The sequence below is a fragment of the Pseudomonas sp. AAC genome, assembly GCF_000725445.1.
In the GTDB taxonomy this organism is placed as follows: domain Bacteria; phylum Pseudomonadota; class Gammaproteobacteria; order Pseudomonadales; family Pseudomonadaceae; genus Pseudomonas; species Pseudomonas citronellolis.
Map to the genome: position 1 here is coordinate 78,628 of NZ_KL647103.1, position 23,551 is coordinate 102,178.

General features: G+C 63.9%; 15 protein-coding genes and 1 pseudogene. 10 read left to right on the plus strand and 6 right to left on the minus strand.

What is annotated here, in order from left to right:
• Positions 1–20: 20 nt before the first annotated feature.
• From FG99_RS29545 to FG99_RS29565, 5 genes are all read left to right on the plus strand, one after another.
• The gene (locus tag FG99_RS29545; RefSeq protein WP_043273769.1) at positions 21–1,076 is read left to right on the plus strand and encodes a hypothetical protein; all 1,056 of its coding nucleotides are present in this window, start codon (positions 21–23) and stop codon (positions 1,074–1,076) included.
• On the plus strand, positions 1,076–2,266 hold the full coding sequence (locus tag FG99_RS29550; protein ID WP_081884759.1) for a CaiB/BaiF CoA transferase family protein: 1,191 nt from the start codon (positions 1,076–1,078) through the stop codon (positions 2,264–2,266). Before FG99_RS29545 ends, FG99_RS29550 begins: the two co-directional genes overlap by 1 nt.
• A gap of 151 nt (positions 2,267–2,417) precedes the next feature.
• Entirely contained in the window at positions 2,418–3,755 is a 1,338-nt protein-coding gene (locus FG99_RS29555; protein ID WP_043273771.1) for an MFS transporter, read from the plus strand.
• Between the two features lie 423 nt (positions 3,756–4,178).
• On the plus strand, positions 4,179–5,057 hold the full coding sequence (locus FG99_RS29560; RefSeq protein ID WP_043273772.1) for an alpha/beta fold hydrolase: 879 nt from the start codon (positions 4,179–4,181) through the stop codon (positions 5,055–5,057).
• A 103-nt stretch (positions 5,058–5,160) separates the two neighbouring features.
• Complete coding sequence (locus tag FG99_RS29565) at positions 5,161–5,952, plus strand: substrate-binding periplasmic protein (RefSeq protein ID WP_256205147.1); 792 nt, start codon at positions 5,161–5,163, stop codon at positions 5,950–5,952.
• Positions 5,953–6,347: 395 nt separating this feature from the next.
• Here the strand turns inward: FG99_RS29565 and FG99_RS29570 are convergent, their stop codons facing one another.
• Positions 6,348–7,262: a LysR family transcriptional regulator gene (locus FG99_RS29570; protein ID WP_043273773.1), complete on the minus strand. Its 915-nt coding sequence runs from the start codon at positions 7,260–7,262 to the stop codon at positions 6,348–6,350.
• Positions 7,263–7,366: 104 nt separating this feature from the next.
• On the opposite strand from FG99_RS29570, the gene FG99_RS29575 reads away from it, so the two are divergent.
• The 3 genes from FG99_RS29575 (at position 7,367) to FG99_RS29585 (ending at position 11,677) form a co-directional block, all read left to right on the plus strand.
• Positions 7,367–9,106: an amidohydrolase gene (locus tag FG99_RS29575; RefSeq protein ID WP_043273774.1), complete on the plus strand. Its 1,740-nt coding sequence runs from the start codon at positions 7,367–7,369 to the stop codon at positions 9,104–9,106.
• 57 nt (positions 9,107–9,163) lie between these two features.
• Positions 9,164–10,243 carry a C45 family autoproteolytic acyltransferase/hydrolase gene (locus tag FG99_RS29580; protein ID WP_043273775.1) on the plus strand — a complete coding sequence of 360 codons (1,080 nt, stop codon included), beginning with the start codon at positions 9,164–9,166 and terminating at the stop codon, positions 10,241–10,243.
• A gap of 78 nt (positions 10,244–10,321) precedes the next feature.
• Positions 10,322–11,677, plus strand: coding sequence for an MFS transporter (locus FG99_RS29585; protein WP_051879415.1), 1,356 nt, complete (start codon positions 10,322–10,324; stop codon positions 11,675–11,677).
• 509 nt (positions 11,678–12,186) lie between these two features.
• Here FG99_RS29585 and FG99_RS29590 read toward each other — a convergent pair.
• The gene (locus FG99_RS29590) at positions 12,187–13,071 is read right to left on the minus strand and encodes a DMT family transporter (protein WP_043273776.1); all 885 of its coding nucleotides are present in this window, start codon (positions 13,069–13,071) and stop codon (positions 12,187–12,189) included.
• Between the two features lie 261 nt (positions 13,072–13,332).
• Here FG99_RS29590 and FG99_RS29595 point away from each other — a divergent pair, with 261 nt between their 5' ends.
• Positions 13,333–14,031 carry a B3/B4 domain-containing protein gene (locus tag FG99_RS29595; RefSeq protein WP_043273777.1) on the plus strand — a complete coding sequence of 233 codons (699 nt, stop codon included), beginning with the start codon at positions 13,333–13,335 and terminating at the stop codon, positions 14,029–14,031.
• 94 nt (positions 14,032–14,125) lie between these two features.
• Here FG99_RS29595 and FG99_RS29600 read toward each other — a convergent pair whose 3' ends face one another.
• The 4 genes and pseudogenes from FG99_RS29600 to FG99_RS29605 form a co-directional block, all read right to left on the minus strand.
• Positions 14,126–14,398, minus strand: a complete 273-nt coding sequence (locus FG99_RS29600) for a hypothetical protein (protein WP_043273778.1) — start codon at positions 14,396–14,398, stop codon at positions 14,126–14,128.
• 558 nt (positions 14,399–14,956) lie between these two features.
• Complete coding sequence (locus FG99_RS31775) at positions 14,957–15,829, minus strand: hypothetical protein (protein WP_232245061.1); 873 nt, start codon at positions 15,827–15,829, stop codon at positions 14,957–14,959.
• A gap of 81 nt (positions 15,830–15,910) precedes the next feature.
• A pseudogene (locus FG99_RS33375) lies at positions 15,911–16,057 on the minus strand (DUF4236 domain-containing protein); the annotation flags it as partial.
• A gap of 102 nt (positions 16,058–16,159) precedes the next feature.
• Positions 16,160–22,828 (minus strand): DUF3320 domain-containing protein, encoded by a 6,669-nt coding sequence (locus FG99_RS29605; protein WP_043273780.1) that lies wholly within the window; start codon positions 22,826–22,828, stop codon positions 16,160–16,162.
• 416 nt (positions 22,829–23,244) lie between these two features.
• On the opposite strand from FG99_RS29605, the gene FG99_RS29610 reads away from it, so the two are divergent.
• Positions 23,245–23,517, plus strand: a complete 273-nt coding sequence (locus tag FG99_RS29610) for a hypothetical protein (RefSeq protein ID WP_043273782.1) — start codon at positions 23,245–23,247, stop codon at positions 23,515–23,517.
• Positions 23,518–23,551 lie beyond the last annotated feature (34 nt).

Sequence of the window (23,551 nt, forward strand, 5' to 3'; positions counted from 1 at the left end):
ACAACTAGAAGGTAGTAGAGATGAATACGGTAGTCGATAAAGAAACCAGCGAGGCATGGCATGCGGTAGCGCACTGGTACCACTCGTTCTTCACCGGGATGGTACTTTCCTCTGTGACCCGGCAAGGCACATCCCGCGCGGCGGAACTGGTCTACCAGGTGTTCTGCCGGCAACGCTCGGAGCGGTTCCTCCAGGGCCTGGCGAAACTGGGCATCGACAAGCTCCCGCCGGCGGTGGCCGCCGCGCAATATCACTACCTGTCGAACAACATCGGCGGCGTCTGCGTCGAGTACATGTACGAGAGCGACCGCAAGGCCTGGGTGCGCTACACGCCGCCGCGCTGGATCTGGTCGGGCACCGCGCTGTGCGGCATCCCCTCGGAGGTTTCCGCGGCCATGCTGCGCGGCTGGCATGCGCAGAACGGCGTCACCCTGGGCAACCCGCGCCTGGGCTTCGTCTGCACCAAGCAGACCGCCGATGGCCAGTCCGGCCTGGAAGGCTACTACTACGAATACGACGAACCCCTGGCGCCCCACGAGCGGCTGCGCTTCGCCCGCCACGAAGACGCCCCGGACTTCGACCCGGCCGCCGCGCCCACGCTGCCCTCCAGTGATTGGCCGCAGGCGCGCATCGAGAAGGCCAGCCGCAACTATGCGATGGAGTACGTGCGCTCGACGCTGCCCACCGCCGTCGACCTCTTCGGCCCCAGCGAGGCGGTGAGCGTGCTGCGCCTGTCGGCGCGCCAGGTCGCCATGCAGTGCTACCACGAAACCGCAGCGCGCCTGGGCGTGGCGCAGGACAAGTCGCTGCACGCCTTCGTCGACTTCCTGGCCAGGCTGGCCCGGGCCCAGGGGGACGAGGTCAGGGTGCAGGAAACCACCGACGGCTACGCCATCACCCAGCATGGCTGGACGCTGTTCGGCCAGGCCCAGGCCCTGCACCCGGCGGTCTTCGACATCTGGAACGGCCTGCTGGAAGGCGCCGCCGATGCGCACAACCACCGGCTGGCGCTGAGCGTCACCCACAAGGACCTGGCCAACGGCCGCTTCGCCTGGCACGTCGGGGGAGCTGTGTGATGGCCGGCGCACTGGAAGGACTGCGCGTCATCGACGCCTCGCGGGTCCTCGCCGGGCCCTTCGCCGCGCAGATACTGGCGGACCACGGCGCCGACGTGGTCAAGGTGGAAGGCCCCGAGGGCGACGAGTGCCGGGGCTTCGGCCCGCCGTTCGTGGAGGGCAGCGCGGCCTACTTCAATGCGGTGAACCGCAACAAGCGGGCGATCACCCTGGACATGGGCTCCGAGGCCGGCCGCGAGGTGTTCTGGACGCTGCTGGAAAGCGCCGACGTGCTCATCGAGAACTTCAAGGCGAGCACCCTGCGCGCCTGGGGCATCGAGTCGCCGCTGGAGATCACCCGGCGCCTGCCCCGGCTCGTGCATTGCCGCATCACCGGCTTCGGCGACGACGGCCCGCTCGGCGAACTGCCCGGCTACGACGCCGTGGTCCAGGCGCTTTCCGGCCTGATGAGCATCAATGGCGAACCCGGGCGGCTGCCGGTCAGGCTGGGTTCGCCCATCGTCGACATGTGCACCGGCATGAACGCGGCGCTCGCGGCCCTGCTGGCGCTGCACGAGCGCAACGGCACCGGCCGCGGGCAGATGGCCGACGTTGCCCTGTACGACAGCGGGGTAAGCATGGCGCACCCGTACCTGGCGAACTTCCTGGCCTCGAAGGTGCCGCCCAGACCGGTCGGCAATGGCCACCCGAACATCGTGCCCTACGACCTGTTCGAGACGGCGGGCGCGCCGATATTCGTCGCCGTGGCGAACAACCGGCAGTTCCGCCTGCTCGCCCAACTGCTGGGGGCGCCCGGCCTGGCGGACGACCCGCGGTACGCCAGCAACGGGCTGCGCGTCGAGAACCGGGCCACGCTCGAAGCCGAGTTGAAACGGCTGTTCGGGCAGGTCCGCGGCGAGGCGTTCGGCGAGGAGCTGCTGCGCAAGGGCGTGCCGGCCGCGGCCATCCTCGACGTCGGGACGGTGGCGCAGGCGCCGCATACGCTGCATCGCCAGATGGTCATGGACGAGGAGGGCTACAGCGGCCCGGGCATCCCGGTGAAACTGGCACGCACGCCGGGCGCCTTGCGCAGGCGGCCGCCCCGGCTCGACGAGCACCGCGACGAAGTGCTCATGGCCTACGGTTTTTCCGCCGCGCAGATAAGGGCGCTCGCCGAGCGCGGCGTATTCGGCGCCGAACGCGAGCCTTGAGGCTGCCCGCGGGTCTTTCGCGCCTGGGTCGGCCACGAGGCTGACCCCGCATTCACCAGCACGATCAATCGAATAGCGGCTGTCCCTCTGCGAAGAGCGGGCAAGGGTTTTTGCACGCCTTTCGCAGGCAGCCAACGGGTGGAGAACAACGATGCAATCAGCAACCCCCGCAATAACGCTGGCCGAACTGAACCCGTCGGACGTCGACGCGACCTATCGGAAACTCAACCTCAGAATCCTGCCTTTCCTGTTCATCTGCTACGTGCTCGGCTTCATCGACCGGGTGAACATCAGCTTCGCCCACCTGGAGTTCAGCGCCGACATCGGCCTCAGCGAAGCCGCCTACGGCTTCGGCGTGGGCCTGTTCTTCGTCGGCTACATCCTCTTCGAGGTACCGAGCAACCTGTGCCTGCAGCGTTTCGGCGCGCGGGTCACCATTTCCCGGATCATGATCCTCTGGGGGCTGATCTCCACCTGCATGATGTTCGTGCAGACACCCATGCAGTTCTACGTCGCGCGCATAGCGCTGGGCTGCGCCGAGGCGGGCTTCCTGCCCGGGGTGATTCTCTACCTGACCTACTGGTACCCGTCCGGGCGTCGCGCCCGCGTCACCTCCAGGTTCATCCTCGGCATCGCCGCGGCCGGCACCATCGGCGGCATCGTCTCTGGCTGGATCATGCACAACATGGGCGGCGTGTACGGGCTGAAGGCCTGGCAGTGGCTGTTCCTGCTCGAAGGCTCGCCGTCGATCGTCGCCGGCGTGATCGCCTACTTCTACCTGGCCGACAAGCCGGAGCAGGCGAAGTGGCTCAGCCCGGCGGAAAAGGCCATCGTCCAGGCGCACCTGGCCGAGGACGCCAGCGCCAAGGCCGCCGTCGAGAAGGGCCACGACTTCTCCGCGGCGCTGAGGAACCCCTGGGTCTACATCGCCGCCTTCGGCTACTTCGTCATTCCCTGGGCCGGCTCGGTGCTGAACTTCTGGGCCCCCACGCTGATCAAGCAGTCGGGGGTGACCAACGTCTGGTACATCGGCCTGTTGTCCGCGCTGCCCTGGCTGGTCGGTGCGGTCGGCATGCTCATCGTCTGCTGGAACTCCGACCGGGTGGTGGAGCGCCGCTGGCACTTCATGGCCTGCATCCTGGTGGTGGCCGGCGCCGTCGCCGCCATCGGCTACCTGCCGTCGAACTGGACGCTGTCGATTGTCCTGCTGTCGATCATGTGCGTCGGCTACCTCTCGGTGACGGCGTTGTTCTGGACCATTCCCACTGCGTTCCTGTCCGGCACGGCGGCGGCCGGAGGCATCGCGCTGATCAGCAGCCTGGGGCAGGTGGGCGGGCTGACCGCGCCCATCGTCATCGGCTGGGTGCGTGGGGCGACGGGGAGCCTGTCGTGGGGGATGTATACGGTTGCGCTGGTGTTGATCGCGGGGGGCTTGACCATTCTGCTGGGGATTCCCAGGCGCATGTTGCGGGAGAACAAGGCGAAGTAGGGGGCTTTCCACCGATGGGGCCGAGGTGCTTTTCGTAGGATGGGTTGAGCTTGCGAAACCCATGCGGTTGCGCTGATGGGTATCGCTTCGCTCAACGCCATCCTACGGGGCGTTGTGTTCACCGGTGGCTTCGGTGTTTTGGTTTGGCGCCTTTCCCTCTCCCTAACCCTCTCCCTGAAGGGAGAGGGGACCGTTGGGCAGACGCTGATGTTTTGGAGTCAGCCGGCTAGCGCAGAAGCTGCCGGCTGAAGCCAGGCCTCCTCTCGGCACGGACAAAGCCCCCTCTCCCTTCAGGGCGGGGCGCGCAGCCGAGGGCTGGGGAGAGGGAGCAGAGTCGACCAGACACACCAAGGCAACAACATATCGCCAATCTACAAATAATGATTATCATTCGCCACCAGCCACACCCCACCAGGACACCCCATGCCCCCAGCCCCCGCACCCACCCAGGGCACCCCCGGCCTGGCCCCCACCCGCGACGGCCGCGAGCTGTTCTACCAGGCCCTCCCAGGCCCGGCAGAGGGGCAGGCGCCCACCGTAGTGTTCGAAAGCGGCCTGGCTGCCAGCCGTTCCTTCTGGGGGCTGGTCCAGCCTTTGGTGGCCCAGTGGACCCGCGCCGTGGTCTACGACCGCAGCGGCCTCGGCCGCAGCCCGGCGGACGCCCGGCCGCGCAGCATGCAGCGGATGGCCGACGACCTCAACGACCTGCTCGACCACCTCGGCCCAGGGCCCTTCGTGCTGGTGGCGCACAGCGGCGGCGGCCCCCTGGTGCGCGCCGCCACCGCCGCGCGGCCGGAGCGCATCGCCGGCCTGGTGCTGGCGGACGTCTCCGACGAAGCCTGCGAGCTGATCTTCACCCCGGCCTTCCGCCGCCTGGAGAAATTCGCCCACGCGGCCAACTGGCTGCTGGCCCGCTGCGGCTTGCTGGAGCGCTGCTACCGCAAGGCCATCGCCGTACTGCCCGAGGACGTGCTCGCCGACCTGCGCCGGGAAGGCTTCAGCATGCCGGTGATGCACACCCGCGGCGCCGAGCTGGCCGGCCTGGTGGCGGCGCTGGAAACCTATCGCAACCAACCACCGGTGCTACCGGATATCCCACTGACAGTCATCTCCGGCGCCCTGGCGGACTTCGGCATGAGCGAGCGCATCCGCGCGGCGGCCAACGCCGCCCATGCCTACCGCGCCCGGCAGTCGCCCCGGGGCCGCCACGTGCTGGCCGAGCGCTCGGGCCACGGGCTGATCCTCAGCGAACCGGCGCTGGTGGCCGAGGAGATCGCGCGGCTGCTCGGCGTGGTGGTCTAGCCAGGCGGTTGCTTTTGCCTGACGGAATGGTCATACGGCTCTGGCTGACAGAGACCGCGAACCACTAGACTCGCCGGACACAATAATGCCGAGAGCCGTGACCTTGTCCCGAGCCGCAACGAGATTCGCGTCCCTGCTGCCCCGCCTGTGCCTGGCGTTGCTGGCGCTGCTGCCGACCCTGGCGCCGGCCTGCGACAAGACCCTGCGCTGGGACGACGACCCGCCCTTCAGCATGCTCCTGCCCAATGGCGAGATCGGCGGCATCAACGTCGACATCAACCGCCTCACCCTCGAGCGCCTGGGCTGCCAGGTGACGCTGGTCAAGCTGCCCTGGGCGCGGGCGCTGAAGGAGCTGGAGCAGGGCCGCCTCGACGTATTGCCGGGCGCCTTCCGCCGGCCGGAGCGCGAGGTCTACGCCTACTTCTCCGGGATCATCCTGCAGCCCTCGCGGAACATCCTGTTCATGCGCAAGGGCGACCCGGCCCGGGACGGCCTGCATGGCCTGCTCGACCTGCTGGGCACCTCGTTCCGCCTGGGCGCGCAGGTCGGCGTGAGCTACGGCGAGTCCTACCAGCAACTGCTCGCCAACCATGACTTCGCCAGCCGGGTGTTCTTCAATCCCAGCCGCGGCAACCTCTGGCACATGATCGACAAGGGCCGCCTCGACGGCATCATCGCCGACGAGAACAGCGGCCTCTACGAACTGGAGCAACTGGGCCTGAACGAACGCATCGGCCCCACCGCCGTGGTGGTTTCCAGCGATGCCGCGGAAGTCGCCTTCAGCAAACGCACCACCACACCGGCGTTCGTCGAGCGCTATGCCCGGGCGATGCGCGAGCTGGTCGAGGGCGGGGAGTACCAGGCGATCTTGCAGCGCTACCTTAGCCCCCTGTAGGAGCGCGCCCTGCGCGCGAATCGCGGGCAGGGCCCGCTACAGGTCAGGCACGGTAGTCCTCCCCCCGTAGCGGACCTTGTCCGCGATAGCCGGAGGTATCGGCGCGGTTCGCGGATAAGATCCGCTCCTACGCTGCCCCACCCACACCATTCCCCTGTAGGAGCGCGCCCTGCGCGCGAATCGCGGGCAGGGCCCGCTCCTACAGGTTGCCGGGGGCACGGTAGTCCTCCCCCCGTAGGAGCGGACCTTGTCCGCGATAGCCGGAGGTATCGGCGCGGTTCGCGGATAAGATCCGCTCCTACGCTGCCCCACCTACGCCGTTCCCCTGTAGGAGCGCGCCCTGCGCGCGATTCGCGGGCAGGGCCCGCTCCTACAACAGCGTCATGCGCCGAGCCTCACCCCAACCCCTGCGCCCGCAGGTGCGCCTTCAGGGCCTCGATGAACACTCGCACCTTGCGCGTGTTGCGCCGGTGCGGCAGGAACAGCACGTGGATGGTGGCGCCGAAGGCGCTCTGGTCGCGCCAGCAGTCCGGCAGCTGTTCCACCAGCTCGCCGCGGGCCAGGTACGGCAGGGCGCTCCATTGCGGCAGGAACTGCACGCCGTGGCCGGCCAGCAGGCAGGCGAGCAGGAAGTCGTAGTTGTCGCTGGCCAGGCGCGGCACCGGCTGCTTCAGGCGGATGCGCTCGCCGTCGCGGTTCACCCACCAGAAGTTCCGGTTGAGCATGGGGTGGCGGAAGATCAGCCAGTCGTGCTCGGTGTAGTTCTCCAGGGTCACGTCCATGCCCTTGCGCGCCAGGTACGCGGGGCTGGCGCACAGCAGCAGGTGGTTCTCCAGCAGCGGCTGGGCGATCACCCCGGGCAGGTCGACGGGGCCGTCGCGCAGGGCCAGGTCGTAGCCGCCTTCCACCAGGTCGGCGAACTCGTCCTGCAGGTCCACCTCCAGGCGCACCTGCGGGTAATCCTCGAGGAAGGCGCCGCACACCTGGTTGAGGAAGGCCGGGGCGAAGGAGGGCGGGGCGGCGATGCGCAGGGTGCCGCGCAGGTCCTTCTGCAACTGCTCCACTTCCGCGCCGGCCGCCTGCAGGTGCAGCAGCGCCTGGCGCGCGCCCTCCAGGTAGATCTGCCCGGCCTCGGTCAGCGCCATGCGCCGGGTGGTGCGCTCGAACAGCCGCGCGCCGAGTTCCGCCTCCAGCTGCGCCACGCCCTTGGTCACCGCCGAGGGCGTCTTGCCCAGGTGTTCGGCGGCGCGGCTGAAGCCGCCGTGGTCGGCGGTGGCGACGAACATGGTCAGGGCGGTCATCTTGTCCATTTATCTATTCCTGTCAGGCACAGAAGTTGTGCAAAAAATCGGCATTAAAGCCGTGCCGGGCTTTGGTTAACCTGCGTTCACACAACAAGAACCTGGGCGAACCCATGAAAATACTGATTCCGGCGCTGGTGTCCATGGCCTGTGTTTTTTCCTCAGCGGAAAGTATGGCCGCCGCTGACCTCATCCTCCACGGCGGCAAGGTCTACACCGCCGAGCCCGGCCAGGGCCTGCAACAGGCGGTGGCCATCGAGAACGGCAAGGTCCTGGCGGTGGGCAGCGACGAACAGGTGCTGCGCCTGAAGGCCGCCGGCACCCGCGTCGTCGACCTGCAGGGCAAGGTGCTGATGCCTGGCTTCATCGACTCCCACAGCCACACCGTGAAAGGCGGCCTGCAGATGCTCCAGGCCAACCTTGACGGCGAGCTGCTGCCGGTGCCCGAGCTTGAGAAAAAGCTGCGCGAGTGGCGCGACAACGGCAAGGCGAAGCGCGGCGAGTTCCTCAGCGTCGGCGGCTTGCCGTCCACCTACTGGGGCGACATCCCGGCGCTGGAGAAGACCTTCAACCAGGGCGAATGGGCCCAGGTGCCGATCCTCTTCGTCGGCTGGGACCTGCACACCGGCTGGGCCAACCAGGCCATGCTGAAACTCGCCAAGGTGGACGCGGCGAAAGTCGCAACGCTCAAGGGCGAGGAGAAAGCCACCCTCGGCGTCCACGCCGACGGCTCCCCCAACGGCTTCCTGGTCGACGCCGGGCTCTACCCGTTGCAAGCGCTGCTGCCGCTGCCCAGCACCGAGGAACTGACCCGCGGCGCCTACGCCGCGCTGCGCTACTACAACAGCCTGGGCATCACCGCCTGGATGGACCCGCTGGCCAACGAAATCCCCGGCGCCGACATCACCAACGCCTCCACCGGCGTGCTGCCGATCTACAAGGCCCTGGCCGAGAAGGGCGACCTGTCCGCCCACGTCGCCGCGCTGCTGATGGCCGACTCCAAGGCCACCCCGAAGGACCTCGACGAGCTGGACAAGGTGCGCCAGCAGTTCCTCGGCGTGCCCAACCTGACGCTGCCGGGCATCAAGATTTTCGCCGACGGCGTGGCCGAGGTGCCGGCGCAGAGCGCGGCCATGCTCGAGCCCTACAAGAACTCGCACAAGTTCGGCGAACTGCTGATCGACCCCAAGCACTTCGGCGAGCTGGTCAGCGCCGCCGACGCCCGCGGCTGGCTGGTGCACGTGCACGCCATCGGCGACCGCGCCATCCACGAGTCGCTCAACGGCATGGCCCAGGCGCGCCGCGACCGCCACAGCGGCATCCCGCACTCCATCACCCACCTGCAGATGGTCAACCCCAAGGACTTCGAGCGCTTCAGGCAGTTGGACGTGATCGCCTCCATGCAGCTTTACTGGGCCAGTGCGGATGAATCGAGCATCGACCTCGTCAAACCCTACGTGGACGCCATGGTCTTCATGTACACCTACCCGGCCCATTCCCTGCTCAAGCACGGCGCCACGATAGCCGGGGCCAGCGACTGGCCGATCACCACGCCCGACCCGTGGAAGGCCATCTACCAGGCGGTGACGCGCAAGGGCCCCAAGGGCGTGCTCAACGCCGACGAGGCCATCGACCGCCAGGTGATGTTCCAGGCCTACACCCTCAACGCCGCGCGGATGATCCGCCTGGAAGACAGCATCGGTTCGCTCAAGCCCGGCAAGCAGGCCGACATGGTGGTGCTGGACCGCGACGTCTTCACCGCGGAACCCGAAGCCCTGCGTGACACCCAGGTGCTGACCACCTGGTTCGCCGGCCGTGAAGTCTACAGCCGGCCGCTGACGGCCCAGCGCTGATCAGCCGGGCGGGGAAGCCCGCCCACTGTTTTTCCAAATCGACAAAGGAGCCTTGCAGTGATTATCCATTCCTTCGTGAGCGAAACCCGCGAGCCGTTCGAGCGCGGGCGGCAGATTGGAGAGCGGTGGGCGGAACAGATTCGGCGCACCGTGGCGCTGTACCTCGACTTCTTCCCCCGCGTGGGCGTGCCCGCCGAGCAGGTGCGCGGCATCGGCGAGGCCAGCCTGGCCGCGCTGGACGCCTGGTGCCCGGCCCTGGCCCGTGAGGTCGAGGGCCTGGCCGCCGGCGTGCAGTTGCCGCTGTGGCAACTGGCGGCGCTGAACGCGCGCACCGAAATCCTCGCGGTGATGCCGGCGCAGCCGCTGGAAGGCGAGTGCTCCACCGCGGTCTACGCGCCCCATGGCGCCGCCGCGCCGCTGAGCATCCAGACCTGGGACTGGCACGACAGCCTGGTGCCCCACGGCCTGCTGCTGCAGCTGGTCGCCGGCAGCGGCCTGACGGTCAAGCTGTTCACCGAGTTCGGCATGCTCGGCAAGATCGGCGTCAACAGCGCCGGCCTGGGCATGCACTTCAACATCCTCCACCACGCTGGCGACAACGGCGAAGCCGGGGTGCCGGTGCACGCCATCGCCCGCCGCGTGCTGGAAGAGGCCACAAGCGTGGCCGAGGCCATCGAACTGGTGGGCTCGGCCCGCGTCAGCGCCTCCACCGTGCTGACCTGCTTCAGCCGCGACGACGCCGAACTGCGCGCCGCCAGCATCGAGATGAGCCCGGCGGCCACCGCCGTGGTGCCGCCGCGCGCCGACGGCTGGGTGCTGCACACCAACCACTTCGTCGACCCGCAGCAGGCCCGCGGCGAGCGCACCGCCGACGTCTCCACCACCTACGCGCGCTTCGACCACCTGGCGGCCATGGCCCCGGGCATGGCCCGCGAGGGCCTGGCGCAGCGCGCCGAAGCCTTCTGCGGCGAGGCCGGCGAGCAGGCGGTAGTGTGCTTCCACCCGGACCTGTCGCAGCCGGACACCGAGCGCTGGGAAACCCTGCTGACCATCGGCCTGGACAGCGTCGGCTGCAACCTGGAGTACCACGCCGGCAACCCGCAGGCCCTGGCCCGCGACGGCTTCCAGCGCTTCTGAGCTGAACGACCCACCCCCGCGGCGGCCACCCGGCCGCCGCGCGGAACACTGCTGCCACAAGAACAAGAGCAGACCACCATGATCGACCACACCCCCACGCCCGGCTCGCGCTCGGCGTTCAAAACCTTCTGCGTCTCCGGCATGGGCACCGCGCTGGAGTTCTACGACTTCGTCATCTACGGCTACGCCGCCGCCCTGGTCTTCCCCAAGCTGTTCTTCCCCGGTATGGACCGCCTCACCGCGGTGCTGGTGGCCTTCGCCGCCTTCGGCGCCGGCTTCTTCGCCCGGCCCCTGGGCGGCGTGGTGTTCGGCCACCTGGGCGACCGCTACGGGCAGCAGAAGGCGCTGGTCGCCACGCTGCTGCTGATGGGCATGAGCACCCTGCTGATCGGCTTCCTGCCGGACTACGCCAGCCTCGGCATCGCCGCGCCCATCCTGCTGGTGGGCCTGCGCCTGGTGCAGGGCTTCGCCGCGGGCGGGGAGTGGGGCGGCGCCGCGCTGTTCGGCATCGAGGTGGCGCCCCGCGGCCGCCGCGGCCTGTGGGGCAGCTTCACGAGCATGGGCATCGGCATCGGCGGCATCTTCGGCTCCGCGGTGTTCGCCCTGGTCAGCCTGGCCTTCGACGACGACCTGGGCGGCATCGCCTGGCGCATCCCGTTCTGGCTCGGCGGCGTGCTGGTGCTGGTCGGCCTCTACGCGCGCCTGCAGAACCCGGCGCCGGCGCAACCGGCCAAGGCTCAGCCCAAGGCGCGCCTGCCGTTGCTCGAAGCCCTGCGCCAGCACCCGCGCGAACTGCTGCTGTGCACCGGCATCGCCTTCGGCTACATCACCGTGGCCTACATCAGCACCTTCTTCCTCGCCTACGCCACCGACATCGGCTACAGCAGCAGCCAGGCGTTGCTGTTCGACTTCGCGCTGTCCATCGCCATCGTCATCTCGGCGCCGTTCTTCGGCCACCTGTCCGACCGCTACGGCCGCCGCACGGTGATGATCTTCGGCGCGGCCATCATGGCCCTGGGGCTGTTCGCCTTCTTCCCGCTGCTGGGCACTCACCACCTGGCGCTGGCCCTGCTGGCCTACCTGGCCGTGGGCTTCTTCATGGGCGCCACCCAGGGCCCGATCCCGGCCTTCCTCGCCGAACAGTTCCCGCAGCGGATGCGCTACTCCGGTATTTCCGCCAGCTATCAGTTGGGGGCTGCACTGGGTGGTGGGACTGCTTCCAGCGCGGCTACCGCGATCCTTATCGCCAGTGGTCACCAGCCGGTCTACGTGGCGCTGTATGGCGCGGCGGCGATGGCGCTGGTGGCGGTTTGTTCGTTCGTGATGCGTGAGACTGCGTATCTGGAGATGGAAGAGGTGGACAGGGGCGTGGCGTCGACGGGGGAGGGGGTGCTGCTACCGGGGCAGGAGAACCGCCGTCGTAGGATGGGTTGAGCGAAGCGATACCCATCACCCTGGTCCGATGGGTATCGCAAGCTCAACCCATCCTACGAAGAGCGCCTTGGCGCAGTTTGAGGGGGGGTTGGCCTGTGGTTTCTGTGTGCTGGGTTGAGGCCGCTCCCTCTCCCTAACCCTCTCCCTGAAGGGAGAGGGGACCGTTCGGTGTGTTTGGATGTTCTGGAGTCAGCCGGCAACACCGAAGGTTTCCGGCTGACTCCATTCCCTCTCTCGGCACGGACTAGCTCCCTCTCCCTTCAGGGAGAGGGCTGGGGAGAGGGGACGGAGTCAATCCGAAGCACCACAGCTACCGGGTAACTCTGTTCGCGAGCAAGCTCGTTCCTACAAAAGCCCGAAGCCCGAAGCCCAAAGCCCGAAGCCCGAAGCCCGAAGCCCGAAGCCCGAAGCCCGAAGCCCAAAGCCCAAAGCCCAAAGCCCAAAGCCCAAAGCCCAAAGCCCAAAGCCCAAAGCCCAAACCCCAAACCCCAAACCCCAACCCCCCAACCTCAAACCACCCCCCGCCGCCTCACCCCGGGCACCAACCCCAGCACCAACGCACACCCCGCCAGGATGATCAACGCCCCCAGCCCCTGCACCAGCGACAGCGGCTCGTGCAGCCAGAGCGCGCCCACCAGCACCGCCACCACCGTCACCACGAACTCCACGCTGATGGTGCGGGTAGCCCCGATGCGGGCGACCAGGTGGAAGTACACCACGTAGTTGAAGGCGCTCATCATGCAGCCGCACAGCAGCAGGTAGAGCACGTCCAGCGCCGAGGGCACGCCCGGTGGCGGCACCCAGTACAGCAGCGGCAGGGTCAGCAGCCCGCCCACCAGGAAGGCGCCGCAGGTCACCTCCCAGGGGCCAGCCGTACGCAGGCGCAGCGCCGCGTAGTTGCTGCCGAAGGCCGCGCACACGCCGCCGAAGATCGAGGCCGCGCAGCCCAGCATGAAGGACGGCGTCACCGGCACCGCCGGGAAGCCCACCAGCAGGAGCATGCCCAGCAGCCCCAGGGCCAGCCCGAAGGCCCCGGCCAGGGTGATGCGCTCCAGCCCCCAGAGGCGGCCGATGACCATGGAGAACAGCGGGATGGCCGCCACGAAGATCGCCGCCATGGCGGTGCCGATCAGCGGCGTGGCGAAGGTCATGCCGATCAACTGGCCGGCCACCGTGGTGGCGCCCAGCACGCACAGCGGTCGCCACAGGCCGCGGAAGTCCAGCACCCGGCCGCTCAGCCGCGCCGCCGCTAGCAGGGTGAGGCTGGCGATCAGCGCGCGGAAGCTCACCGCGCCCACCCAGCCGAAGCCGGCTATCGCCTTGAGCAGCACCAGGAACGACAGGCCCCAGGCCACAGCGAGATACAGGTAGGCGACGAGATCGCGAGGTTGCATGGGGCACCGGCAGAAAAGGGAAGGGGACACGCGCGAAAGCGCCCCGGCGGGGCGTGCCTATCTTGTCCGAACGGCCAGCTCGGCGGGAAGGGGGCTGTCGCTTCTGGCTGCCTGCATGCCGCAGCGATGCCGGCCGGCGTGTATTAGGAAAACTGATCGCGCATTCGCTTAAATCATCGGGATCGATCTGGAGTGCGCCCCGCCGCGGTGCTAGAAATAGCCCGCGCCAGCCCCTTCGACCGCCGATAGAGAGATGCCTCGATGCAACCCGTACTGCCCCTGATCGACCCTGAGGTCGCCCGCCTGGCCCCCGGCTTCCGCGCCCTGAGCCTGACGGTCGAGGCCGCGCCCATCCTGCGCCCGGAGGTGGCCGGCGAGGCCGTGGAGCACGCCTGCCGGGTGCTGCTCGACGGCGGCCCGGCCTGGGCCGAGGCGCACATCGCCGCCTGGGCCGAGGTGTTCCGTGGCTTCGGCGCCAAGCCCCAGCGCACCCCCTGCTCGGTGGAAGCCCTGCGCAAGCGCGTGCTGCGCGACGGCAGCCTGCCGAGCATCGACCCGCTGGTGGACCTCTACAACGCCATCAGCATCCAGTACGCGCTGCCGGTGGGCGGCGAGAACCTGGCCGCCTACGTCGGCACGCCGCGGCTGGCCATCGCCGACGGCAGCGAGCCGTTCGACACCTTCAAGGAAGGCCAGCCGGCCAACGACCCGCCGCTGCCCGGCGAAGTCATCTGGCGCGACGACCTGGGCGCCACCTGCCGCCGCTGGAACTGGCGCCAGGGCGTGCGCACGCGCCTGGACGCCGAGGCCCGGCAGATGTGGTTCATCCTCGAAAGCCTGCCGGCCATGCCGCTGGAGGCCCTGCACGAAGCCGGCGAGCGCCTGGCCGAGGGCCTGCGGCGGATGATGCCGGGCGTGCGGGTGGAGCAGCGGCTGGTGAGCGACACCGGAGCGAACTGACCCGGCTACCCATTGCCCATCAAAGCCGAAGGCCGGAGCCCGCGCCTCCACAAGGAAGCACAGGCCCCGGCCTTCGGCCATCCAGGCGGCGCGATCAGCCGCCGCTACGCTCGGCCCGTTGCTGGGCCAGCTCGTACAGGTGCCGCGCCTCGCCAGCCAGCGGCACCAGCGCCGAAGCCAACCGCGAGGTTTCCTGCACCAGCACGTCGTCGCCATCGTGGCATTCCAGCACGTGCAACAGGTCCTCCAGCGCCGCCAGGCGGCGCGCGGCGGCATCGTACAGATGCGCCGCGGGCGCGCTGGCATTCACGAACAGAACATCCTCGAAAGACTGATGGTGCAGCGGCACCAGTTTCGGATCAGCCATGGCACACCTCCAGGGCGAGGACGCAGGGCAGGGGGGACGGCAAGGTGAACACAGCAAGATATAAGCGACAGTGCATTTCCGTTGCTCCTTCTGGGAGGGAGAAACCGCCAGCCCGGAAAGAGGGGCGGCGGATCGTGCGGGGGTCGCAGTACCGGCACCGTTGATGCGCATATAACCGGCCAGGCCGAAGCCTGCCCCGCACGATCCGCCATGACTGCACTACGCAGCAGGCAAGAAAAAGCGCCTGTGCAGGAATGCTTTGGCGCTTATACGCGAACAACGGTGCACGGGGCTGCGACACCCCGGCCACGGGATTGACCGTGACAGGGAGCGAATCTAGCGACGGCCTTTGTAGGCCCACAAGGGAGAATGTGGGTGGGAAATTTCAGGTGAATCCGCAGCTCGCGTCACAGGCCGAAGAGGTAGCCCAACACCGCAGCCGCCATGGCCAAGGCCGCCACCACAAAAGCCGGCTGTGTTCTGTTTTGATGGTCAGGGCCGGGCTTGAAACCGCAGAGCCGCCTGCTCTGCTCGTTTGTGTTGGGTTGAGGAAGGTAGCTACTGGCGCTCCCCTTGTACGTGGCCAATGCTGCTGATTGCTTGCGCCAAGCTGAATGTGCGTCCCACACAAGATATTTGAATGCGCTCGAGCAAGCCTGTATTGCTCGAAAATTGAACTTCTTCGTAGCGCACTACGGGTAGCTTTCGGTTGTTCTTGAAGCGTCTGTCTGGGCCACCTTTTTTGTTCACAAATTTCCAGGTCGTGTTGACGATCTCGGCGTCTTTCGGAACAGCACCATCTTCGATGAAGTTGGTCGTTGAAATGTCAACCTTCAGGTTTTCATAGGACACAGCGCCCACTCCGTTGGCTTCGAATACGAGCACCTTGTCCGGGAAGAAATATAGCGTCTGGCGACCTACTGGGATGCAGGGTGTAGCAACATTGGTTTTGACGAAGGGCGGGTTTTTGAGTGCAAGCGCTATAGAGCTCCTAGTCACCAGATGACTGGCACCGGCGTGATATTTGCGATCAAGCACTTTCCCTTGGGCCTGTAGATGCCAGGTCGCTCGACAGCTTCGGACTCCTTCGAACGCGGTGTGCAGTTGCTCGACGACACCTGCGAACTCTGACTCGATGTCGTAAAGCATTACGGTTGTTTTTCTCAGCAAGTCCCAGTAATAAGTCGCCAACGTAAGCAAGCCACCTACGATTAGCGCCATGAGGCCAGCCCAGGGGGGAAGCTGCTTATTCGCTGTGAGGACGAACGCACCGACTGTGAGGGCTGCGACGAGAGGCCAAAGGCGTAAACGCTTACGTTTAGCATTCAGCTCATCGACGATTGCTTGAGATGAAGAATCAACCATCAACCCAATCTTGCCGCTGTCAATTTCCTTGAGAGGTTCGTGAGTGCGCAATTGGGTGTCGAGCACCGGGGAGGGGACTCGTGTTGGTTTGGGCGGTGCAATGGCAGGTGCTGAGCCATTCGGTGAAAGCGTCTGGCGGTAATGAAAGCCTCCGCGGCCCATGTGGATGTAGTTGCCCCTCGGTCCAGTCCCTACCCTGAGCCCTTTGATGCCCGCCGAGACACCTATTCCGGACTTCGACAGGTTGAACCTGAACGGCCCAACCCGAACGGACTTGCGAATGTATAGACCCATGTTCCCTCCGGGCTGAGCGACTGGCTCCTAGCGGTGGAGTATCTCTCCACCGAACGGCCGTCTTGCGCAGCTATAGCAGTGTCCGAATGGTCAACAAGCAGCTCAGGAAAGCAGCTTATCGATCACCCCCTGGATCCTGGCTCGACTCGAAGCAGATACTTTGCTCAGTCCAAGTTCTCGAGCCATGGCATAGAGCAAGTCATCGCCTACGAGGCTCTGATCTGTCAGTGCACGTGCCAGTGCAAGAAGTTCCAAACTGCAGATCTCATCGGCGGAGCGCATGTTAGTGGCGTCTGCAGGGCGTCGGTAAGCGATTGCTTCGCGAGTTGGTAACCGGCGAGGCCAGTAGAACTGCCCTACGTCCTCTTCAACCTTGCTGTGTTCGCGATCTGCCACATTTGCGACTCGATCACGGATTCGCGCACCTGTGCGTGTCCATCCGTGCGCACGAGCGATTCGGCGCGCGAGCGTGGTATCGAGGATTGGTCCTTCCTCTTCGATCACATGCTTGATCATCATGTCCAGGACGGCGTCATAGCGTGTATCGAAGAAAGCGTCCGGATCCACGCCTTCCACTGCACTGAGCGGATCGCTCTCGCGGTAGTAAGCGAAGGCCATTGAGGAGCGCGCTACGTCTGCTCCCGCATGGGCGTAGCGCAGGTTTGGAATCTCAGCCTCATCCAGTTCTGGCTCTGGTTCGAGCGAGGATGTGTCCGGCGACTCGAGGTTGGATTTGTCGCTGTGCAATTCGACAACATTGTCGCTGTTGGCGATTTCGCTTTCCGCAGTAATGGTCGCTAGTTGCTCTTGGGCTTTGCGTGCGACTCGTTGCTGACGGCTTTCAGCTAACAGGACTTCAAGGCGTTCATGGATCTTCTGTGCTGTGCCATGCGAGTCAATCCACCAGTCGGTTGACCAGATACGCAGAATTTCCCATCCCAGCCCTCTCAGCACCTGTTCACGTAGTTTGTCCCGATCACGAGCGGTCGCGCTGCGGTGATAGGTCGCTCCGTCGCATTCAATGCCAGCGAGGTATCGCCCAGGAGCGTCAGGATCGATAACCCCGAGGTCGATTCGGAATGAGGACACACCCACTTGGGTGACGACCTGCCAACCTTTTAGGCGCAGTGCATTTGCAACAGCCTCTTCGAATGGGCTGTCGTATCCACCCAGGCTTCCGGTATCGACTTCAGCAAGTGCGCGAGCGCCGCGCTCGGCAAATTCGAGGAAGTGCTTGAGATCGCGGACTCCCAGAGCTTGGGTGCGTGCAAGGTCTATCTTCTCAGCTCGCAGAGTGCTGAAGACGCGAAGCTCATGGCGAGCCCGGGTCACGGCAACGTTGAGCCTGCGCTCACCGCCGGTTCTGTTCAGGGGCCCGAAGTTCATTGCGACATTTCCCGCAGCATCAGGGCCGTAAGTGATCGAGAAGTACATGATGTCGCGTTCGTCACCCTGGACGCTCTCCAGGTTTTTCACGAAGACTGGTTCAAGTTCGTTCTCCGAGAAGTAGCTTTCCAGCGTTGGATCCTTTCTGCGTTCAGTATCGAGTAGATCCTCGATCAACTTTTGTTGTTCGCCGTTGAATGTCACGACACCGATGGTTAGCTTGCTCTCTCTGAAACCAGGGCTGCGCAGCCGGCTGATCAAATCATTGACCAGTGCTTTGGCTTCTGCCGGGTTGGTGCGTGCGGAGCCTTTCTCGTACACCCCATTGATGATGTGCAGACTGACCGCCCGATCAGTCGTAACGGGGGAGGGGAAGGTGACCAGCTTGGATTCGTAGTAGCGCTGGTTCGAGAACGCAATCAGGCTCTCATGCCGACTACGGTAGTGCCAGTTCAGGTTGCGGATTGGCAGGTTGGCGCTGATGCACTCATCTAAAATGCTTTCGAGATCAGCCTCGATATCACCGTCGTCCTGAGTGGATTCGGCGCGGTCGAAGAAGGACGTGGGCGGAAGCTGTTTGGGGTCACCAACCATCACTACCTGCTTACCTCGGGCGATCGCGCCGATAGCATCCCAAACTGGGATTTGCGAGGCTTCGTCGAAGATCACCACATCAAAGACGCTCGAGTTTGCAGCCAGGTATTGGGCGATGGAGAGCGGACTCATCAATAGGCACGGTGTCAGTTTTGTCAGTGCATCAGGAATTTTCGACATCAACTCGCGTAGCGGAAGGTGGCGTGTTTTCTTTGTGATCTCGTGCCTAAGAATGCCCCATTCCGAGCTCTTGCTCACCGACTCCTGAGTGGGTAATTCGGCACACAGGCGTGCGCGTAACAAGTCGCGCGTTAGCGCTGTGAAGCGGTCGTCCAGAGCACGAAAATCACGAATGCGTTGCTCATGCTCGACACTCACGAATGAGCGTATGACAGGTTCATGATCAACAGCTGTGTTTAGCCACCAACGGGCATAGTTCGTTTCAAATGCCTTGCGTACGGAGCCTTGCGGAATATGGCCGGCTTTGAGGGCATCGACTAGCGGAAGCAGCCCGAGAGTTGATGCTTCATCGCATGCTTTCTTCCAGGCGCACCAGGCGTGTAAGCCATTGCCGGATTGCACGATCTGCTCACATTGCAAATGCTGTTGGCTGAGTTCCTGTTCCGTGAAGCCGGCTGCATCTTCGACCAAGAAATGTCCAGTCTCGACGAGCTTTTGCATATGGGCGATGTAGTTATCTAGCGATTCCAGCAATTGCTCGCCTGCCAGGGCCAGTTGCCCCTCGGGCTCGAGCAGGGCATTGGCATCACCAAGCAAGCGCCCCAGTGCAGACCTCACACCTTCGACATGCTCCGGTGTCTGGACAAGTGCAGAGATGGCGCCGGTAATGTGAACATGGAATTTGAGTACGCGGGCGACAGCATCCTCCTTCGTATGCAACCCCAACCACAGGCCTGTGGTCAGTTCACGCAGGTCTGCCAGGTCGTTCAGCTCTCGTTCGATTGCTTCACGTTGCCGAAGAGTTTTCAGCTCCCCCTGAAGCCATTCACCACAGGCGCCACTAGCAACGAGCTCATGCTCGTCTTCCAAGCGTCCTTCCTGTTGGATAGACCGTCGTGCACGTTGGAATGCCACTGCAGCGTTGAGTGCCTTGGCTTGGGTCTGCAGACCAGCCCAGAGCGATCCTGTAGTCAGCGCGAGTGGGTCGAGTGTGGAAATCTCCCCCTCAAGAGTCCGAACTTCTCGCATCCGCTCAAGCGTTTCCTTCAGCGCTGTACCAGCTTGCCCCTGACTGATGAGATCAAAACCTTCATCTGCCCATGCGCGGCCTTCGACGGACGCTGCAAGCGACGCTTGCAGGCGCATGACTACAACCAGAAGTGCAGGATCAGTCTTGAAGCCTTTCCAAACAGCGCTGGAAGATTGCCCTGGATCAATCACATCGAGGCGGGCACGGAGTTCTCGAATGGCTATCCAACGTTGAAGATCCTCAGCGACTGATGCCGAGGCAGGGGATACTTGGGTATTTGCTAACTGGCCGCGGATCCTGCGTTGAGTGAGCCAGGATTTTGGCCAGATCGATTTGCTGGCTTGCTCCCATTCTTTCAGCAGCGCTTGGACATCCAGCGCCTCAATGGCATCGGAATATCCAACGGACAACGTCTGTGTGACTCGTTCGACCTCGGAGAGGAGTTCCAGGCCTTGGTTTAGCAGAATCATGCTCGACACCGGCCAGGGTTGGGGAAGGCCAGCTTTGAGCTCAGCATGTAGCGCCAACAATCCCAGGCCGCGTTGGCATTCTTCCAAGGTGCTGGACGTCCAGACAGGGGGGAGCGTCTGATTGAGCTTGCGGTGCTGCTCGACGAGTTTCAGGCCCGCCTCCAGACGTTGCCCGATGGCACGGGCGTCGGGGCGGAGCACGAAACCCCAGTTCTGTCCGGCGGCAGCGGGAAGGATCTTCGTCAGAGTAGCTAGACCTTTGAGTATCCTGATATTGACCGGCAACGAGGGCAGGCCAGACATTTGGATGTAGCGCTCACTGGTTTTTTGCACCGCATGGATGGCCGGGCCCAACTCGCGTGCCGCTTCGATAATCTGGTGTTGCCAGGTGGGAGACCAGTCGCTGTTTCCAATCAGATGCAGAGGGTGTTGGTTTAGCGTGTTGAAACCGACAGCCTGTGCGTTTACCTCCAAGCGGTCAGCGATTTCCCGCATGGCGAGCAGATCGGCGGACTGATGTTGTGAATGCGATGTCCATGCGAGGCTGACCGGGGCGATGTCCTGGTTCGTGCTTACTATGCCAATGGCGTTATAGATCGTGTACCCGTTGGGGTAACGTTTGTGCAGTCTCTCGACATAGAGGTTCAGAACATCGCGATGGCCCTGCAGGCGTTGGGCCTCGACCTGCCAGGTTTCTGCATCAGCGGTACCACGAGCCTCCCAAGCTGAGTGCAGTTGAGAAAGAACTTCAGTTTTCTTCGACTTGTTCGAATGAACCTCGAGGCAAAACTCCCCCAGGCCAACTTCGCGTAGACGCCGGTATACCACATCCAGAGCGGCGATCTTTTCAGAGACGAAGAGCACGCGTTTTTGTTGCGCAATGAACTGGGCAATCATATTCACGATCGTCTGACTTTTGCCGGTGCCCGGCGGGCCGATCAGAACAAAGTCGTGCCCTTGCGTTGCCGACAAGACAGCTGAAAGTTGTGACGAGTCAGAGGGCAGAGGGCAGAAGATCTGCTGTGGACTGTACTGCGTATCCAGCATCCGTTCTGCTGGGAATGCTCCGTTACCGCCGCCGTTGAATGCATCGCGTGGAGTATCCAGTAGATGTCTGACCACTGGGCTCTGGCGAAGGGCTTCAGAGCGCTCCGAGAGGTCTTTCCACATCAAGTATTTGGCGAACGAGAACATCGAAAGGACGACATCTTCGCTGACCTCCCAGCCTTTGATGTCTTTGACCGCGTGGGCAACCGTTCTCCAGATCAGCGCTACATCAAGGCCGGAGCTGTCCTTAGGAAGCTCTCCTTCGCTGATGCCCAGGCTCAGTTCAAAGTCCTGACGGAGCATCTCCTGAAGCGTCGGGTTGAAGCGTGGTTCATCATCGTGAATAACCAGGGTAAAGCCTGCACGAGCGCTCTTCCGCTCTAGCGTTACCGGTACCAAAATCAGCGGTGCCCGATAACGTTGGCTTTCTCTGTCCTCGCGTGTCCAGGTGAGGAAGCCCAGTGCTAAGAACAGGGTGTTGGAGCCGCCTTCTTGCAGATTTGTTCGGGCACCGCGATAAAGCTCGGTGAGCCTGGAGTCCAACTCAGCAGCGGGCAAGCCAACAAATACCTCGTTGCGCTTTAAAGCATCCAAAGCATGCTGACGTCGTAGATCTTCGCGCTCTCGTTCTTCATGCAGGGCTTGATCGCGTGGATCGGCACCATCCATGAGATCCGGACGTGTCAATAGCTTCAGGTGTTGCCCGCTGGCGAGGATGTCCTCGAGTGCTGCGGCATCTGGAGCTTCTAGCCGTACGGCCTTCTTTCCAGCTTTGAAGTTCAGAAGGTTGTTGCGCAAGGACAGATCGAGCAACTTTCGTTGCCAACGGGCGAGGCGATCTTTCGGATCCAACGAGGCAGTATCGACTTCAACAGGAGCGTCATCAGGAAGGTCAGGCGGCAAATCAATGAGCAGTTCCTGGCCAGCCCGGTTCTGTTCTTGAGTGATGCCCGTGAGGGTTGGCGTCGCTTCTGCACTGGCTAACGGTTTGATTCTTTGCAGCCGCGCGCGCCGGATATCCAAGGCGAGCTCGAAATCATGCTCCTGCCCCTCCGCAAGATGCTGGGTGCCACGCTCAATGGCGTATGAAAGCGACGGTATGTTTGGCTGAGTAATCAACGTGGTCTCGAACAGCTTCAGCTCGTTGAGCTTGATGCGTTTGCGCAGCGCGGTGATGTCGTCGACTGTGCTGTTCGAGAACTCTTCGGCTTTGAGCCAGAAACCCGCGAACGCGTGCCCTCGCGTGAATATCAGCAGGGGATTGAGGCCTGCTTGCTCCAACGCTGCACAGAACAGTAGTGACAGGTCGAAACAGGTTGCCAAGCCGCTTTCCAAGATGTGGTTCGGGCTGCGTACTTTCTGGCCGAATTGCTCGAAGCTGGCTGGAGGAAGCGCGTAATCCAGCTTAAGAGACGCCACTGCAGCCCAGATCGCCGATGCGATCTCCCAGGCGTGCGCGGAACCACCGGAGTATCCGTTCAGCGCGGGATTTTTGCCTTGAGCGCGCAGAACTTCCGCTGCTTTTTTCAGCAGCCGTTCGACAGCGATGTCGTTAGGTTGGACGAATGCTGCCGTCATGTCGGGAAGATGTGATAACCCTCCCCACTGGCTGCGTGGCAGCAATTCCAGATTGAGTTCATGACGAGCGACTTCTTGGCGCTCTTCGTCAGCATTGCCCTGAGCCGTCAGAACGAAGGTAACGGTTGCGCTCTCGGTCTCAGTAAGTCGAGCAAGCAGTGCACCATCGATTTGCAGGTCAAGCCCGGGAATTGGAAGAAATGTACCTGGGCCCAGAGCGTCGATGTGCCAAGTCTTGGGTTTGAAGACGAGAGGGTCGGATAGGAGCTGAAGTTCCAGGTCGTTGTATTTCAGGTCAGTATCATTGACCAGGCGCAACTCCCGAATCACTGGTACCGAATTCTGGAAGTCGGCCAGATTCAGCTTTGCTACCAGTGTGGTCTGAATGCGAACGGTTTTTATCGGAGCAGGTTCTACAGCCTGGACGGTGGCTTGCGAATCCTGGGGCAGCTCGCTGTCGGGCTGTGCAATAACTTCGTCGTTCATGCCGCTCTCCTTGTTCAAACCGGGCCATGACGCCCGGTGGCGGAAGACTCTCGAATCAGGTCCTCCCCTGACGCGCGCTTCCATGCATCTCGTCATCCTAACTGCCGGGGGGCATGATGGCGAGTGGCCAACGGGGTATGCTGACGAGCCGCATAGGGAATGGAACAAGTCATGTGGACTCGGGGCTCTGAATGCTTACGATGCTGTACGTCCGTTCCCGATCCCCATGGCGCCGCTTTTGTCAAAGGGGCCATCTACGAGAGACCAGATGCTGGCGAACACCTGAGCTTGCTCCAAGATGGGGTTGACGGAGATGGTGTTTTCTTTGGGCATGGTGAGTCCTCGATTCCTGCTAGTGCTATGGCGTGGGAAGGGGGGGGGATGGGGGCTCATTGGAGCTACTTGGAGCAGTCGAGATGATGTTAGTCAGGGTGATTGCCTTCACTGCCATCTGGGGGGCCTTCTGGTATTTCAGCTCGACCTTCTACATGGGATATATCCATGACGTCGGCGGCGCTTACTGGTCTATGGGCGTTTACGCGCTCCCCGTTTTTGCCCTGGCCTATACAGCCGCTGATTGGAAACTCGCACGCACGTCATATGGCCAAAGGCACCCTTCGTTGACCTTTGCAGGTCTGTGCGCTCTCGGCGTCGCCCTCTATTGGCCAGGCACCATGGCCGTTCTGTGAGGGCCAGGGACCTCGCTTCATACGGATAGCAGTG

What these genes read in the sequence shown, in the direction of transcription:
- FG99_RS29570 (WP_043273773.1), bottom strand. Translation starts at nt 7,262, where the DNA reads ATGGACAAGATGACCGCCCTGACCATGTTCGTCGCCACCGCCGACCAC.
- FG99_RS29605 (WP_043273780.1), bottom strand. Translation starts at nt 22,828, where the DNA reads ATGAACGACGAAGTTATTGCACAGCCCGACAGCGAGCTGCCCCAGGAT.
- FG99_RS29550 (WP_081884759.1), top strand. Translation starts at nt 1,076, where the DNA reads ATGGCCGGCGCACTGGAAGGACTGCGCGTCATCGACGCCTCGCGGGTC.
- FG99_RS29585 (WP_051879415.1), top strand. Translation starts at nt 10,322, where the DNA reads ATGATCGACCACACCCCCACGCCCGGCTCGCGCTCGGCGTTCAAAACC.
- FG99_RS29560 (WP_043273772.1), top strand. Translation starts at nt 4,179, where the DNA reads ATGCCCCCAGCCCCCGCACCCACCCAGGGCACCCCCGGCCTGGCCCCC.
- FG99_RS29595 (WP_043273777.1), top strand. Translation starts at nt 13,333, where the DNA reads ATGCAACCCGTACTGCCCCTGATCGACCCTGAGGTCGCCCGCCTGGCC.
- FG99_RS29590 (WP_043273776.1), bottom strand. Translation starts at nt 13,071, where the DNA reads ATGCAACCTCGCGATCTCGTCGCCTACCTGTATCTCGCTGTGGCCTGG.
- FG99_RS29575 (WP_043273774.1), top strand. Translation starts at nt 7,367, where the DNA reads ATGAAAATACTGATTCCGGCGCTGGTGTCCATGGCCTGTGTTTTTTCC.
- FG99_RS29610 (WP_043273782.1), top strand. Translation starts at nt 23,245, where the DNA reads ATGATGTTAGTCAGGGTGATTGCCTTCACTGCCATCTGGGGGGCCTTC.
- FG99_RS29600 (WP_043273778.1), bottom strand. Translation starts at nt 14,398, where the DNA reads ATGGCTGATCCGAAACTGGTGCCGCTGCACCATCAGTCTTTCGAGGAT.
- FG99_RS29545 (WP_043273769.1), top strand. Translation starts at nt 21, where the DNA reads ATGAATACGGTAGTCGATAAAGAAACCAGCGAGGCATGGCATGCGGTA.
- FG99_RS29555 (WP_043273771.1), top strand. Translation starts at nt 2,418, where the DNA reads ATGCAATCAGCAACCCCCGCAATAACGCTGGCCGAACTGAACCCGTCG.